Annotated in this window: 2 protein-coding genes; both read left to right on the top strand. The window is 62.2% G+C overall.

Features of this window, described 5'->3' with window-relative positions; all coding sequences use genetic code 11:
• The first annotated feature begins 149 nt into the window (after positions 1-149).
• The gene (istA, locus tag EKO19_RS38090) at positions 150-1805 is read left to right on the top strand and encodes an IS21 family transposase (protein ID WP_129782681.1); all 1656 of its coding nucleotides are present in this window, start codon (positions 150-152) and stop codon (positions 1803-1805) included.
• Between the two features lie 5 nt (positions 1806-1810).
• The gene (gene istB, locus EKO19_RS38085; protein ID WP_157995640.1) at positions 1811-2569 is read left to right on the top strand and encodes an IS21-like element helper ATPase IstB; all 759 of its coding nucleotides are present in this window, start codon (positions 1811-1813) and stop codon (positions 2567-2569) included.
• Positions 2570-2609: the final 40 nt, after the last annotated feature.

Here is a 2609-nt window from a genome sequence, read left to right as displayed (position 1 = left end):
TGCACGATTTCCTCCGTTGAGACCCACCCAGTTTCCTGGGTTGGGGACCACCTGATTTCCTGAGTTCGGGACCACCCGATTTCCTCGGTTGGGGACCACCTGGCGGAGCGCTTTTCGAGGCGCCGCCGGCGCCGAGGAGTGGCCCGCCGATGTCCAGAGTCGATCCGTCCGAGCCTGTCGCACAGGCTCATCCCACCGAGCCCGATTCCACCGCTACCTTCCCCGCCGATCGCGATGGGGAGGACGGAATGGGTTTACGCAGTGTCACCGTTGAGCGTTTTGAGGAGATCCGTCGCCGGCTGGCCGATGGGCGCGGCGTGCGCGAGATCGCCCGGGCATTGGGCTGCTCGCGCGATACCGTGCGTGAGGTGCGTGATGGTCTGCGGCAGTCTCCGGCGGCGCCGAAGATCGGCAAGGATCCGTTATGGATGCGGCAAGTCGATTGGGCGACCGTCGTCCACGAGTTGGGGCTGGGTCATCCGCTGAAGTTCATCTGGGAAGAGAAAGCGCAAGCACTGACCACGTATTCCAACTTCTGGAAACAGTTTTACCGCAAGTTCCCACAGCACCGGCAGGCGGATATCACCGCACGTGAGTTCGCCGCCGGCGAGCGCGTGGAAGTGGATTACGCTGGCGATCCGATCGAGTGGATCGAACTTGCCACCGGCGAAATCCGCAAGGCGTACATCTTCGTCGCCGGTCTCGGCTTCAGCCAGTTGCTCTTCGCCTGGGCCGCCGAAGACATGAAGAGTCGCAACTGGCTCGGCGCGCACCGGCGCATGTATGCGTTTTACGGCGGCGTGCCGCACGTGACTGTCCCGGACTGCTTGAAGCAGGGCGTGCTCAAATGTCACCTGTACGATCCGGATCTGAACCCCGGCTATGCACAGCTCGCTCGGGACTTCTCCACCGCGGTGGTGCCGGCGCGTCCCGATCATCCGCGCGACAAAGCGATCGTCGAGGGACTGGTAAAGATACTAATGCGCTATGTGCGCTTCCGTCATCGGCGCACGCGCTTCACGTCGTTGCATCAGATCAACCAGGCACTCAGCGAGTGCGCCCAGCGCATCAATGCACGACGCCACAGTCGCTTCGGCGTCTCGCGACGCGAGCGCTTCGAGGCACTGGAACGGGCCGCGCTCAAGGCGTTACCCGTCCACGACGTGGACACGGGCGAATGGCTGACCGCAACGCTGCATCCTGATTGCTACGTGCTGGTGGAAGCCGTGCTGTACAGCGCCCCGCATATCCATCGTCACAAGAAGCTACGCATCAAGCTCACCGAGAACCACGTCGAGATCTTCCTGAACCTGGAGCGCCTCGCGATCCATCCGCGCAGCCGTCATCGCGATGGCCGGCGTATCAAGATCGATGCGCACTTCCCGCCGGCGTCCCAGGCGTATTACGAAGCCACGCCGCAGCGACTGTTGTCACAGTCGCGCTTCATCCATCCCGAGCTGCACCGGCTGTTCGTCGAGCTGTTCAATGACGATGTCTACGGCAACCTGCGACGCGCACAGGGCTTCGTTCGCAGCTGCACGAAGGAAATCAACACCGCCGGACACGAAGTGGCCAGCCAGCGCATCGCCGCTGCGATCGTCACCATGCGTCGCTACGACAAGTACCGCGTACCGTACTTCCAGGCGCTGCTTGCGCAAGCCAGAAAACAAACAACCACTGTAACGGGCGAGTCACGCGAGATCGTGCGCCGCCCAGGCAACCCCATGCTGCGATATGCCGCCGGCGCCGATCGGCCCGTCGACATCTTCGCTGCTGTTCCGTCCGACTCAATCCAGGAGAAATGAATCGTATGAGTACTGCTATCGCCAAGAACCTCATGGCCGAGATGAAGCTGCTCGGCATGTTCGGCGCGTTCGACGACACTGTGGCTTCCGCCACTCGCGACCAAGTCAGCTACACCGAGTTCATCGATGCCCTGCTGCAGGCCGAAGCCGATTATCGACAAGAGCGCAAGGCCGGCTACCGCATCAAGGCCGCCAAGTTCACCTTGCGGCCCGCCTTTGAAGACATCGACTTCACGGCCAGCCGCTCGATCAGCAAGGCGCAGATCAAAGAGCTGTACAGCCTGCAGTGGATGAGCGAAGGACGACCGGTGTTACTGATCGGGCAGACCGGTGTTGGGAAGACCTTCATCGCGCAGGCCGCCGGGCTTCACGCCTGCGCGTGCGGCAAGTCGGTGCTGTATATGACGGTCACGACGTGGCTGGAGAATCTCGCGCTCGCCCGCTCGAGCGGAACATATCTCCGCTATCGTGACAAGCTCGCCCGACCCGACTTACTCATCCTCGATGACTTCGGGATGCGCAAGCTGTCCTCCACCGAAGCGCAGGATCTGTGCGAGATCCTCGAAGAGCGCTCGCTCGGCAAGTCCACGATGTTCACGACGCAGCTGCCCCTCGCGCACTGGGCAGAGGTGATCGCCGATCCTGTCATCAGCGATGCGATCCGCGATCGCCTCGAGCATGCCGCGCTCACGATCGACATCACCGGCGAGAGCTATCGCGGGGTCAAGGCCCGGAAACTTGCCAGCAAGAAACACGTCGCGTAAGAATCGCCCACTTCTGCTCCGCCAGTGACCTCACAAGGTG

It is taken from the genome of Peristeroidobacter soli (assembly GCF_004138485.1).
Taxonomy (GTDB): domain Bacteria; phylum Pseudomonadota; class Gammaproteobacteria; order Steroidobacterales; family Steroidobacteraceae; genus Steroidobacter; species Steroidobacter soli.
The sequence above is the reverse complement of the archived record's forward strand: the minus strand, read 5'-3'. Positions and strand labels throughout refer to the sequence as shown.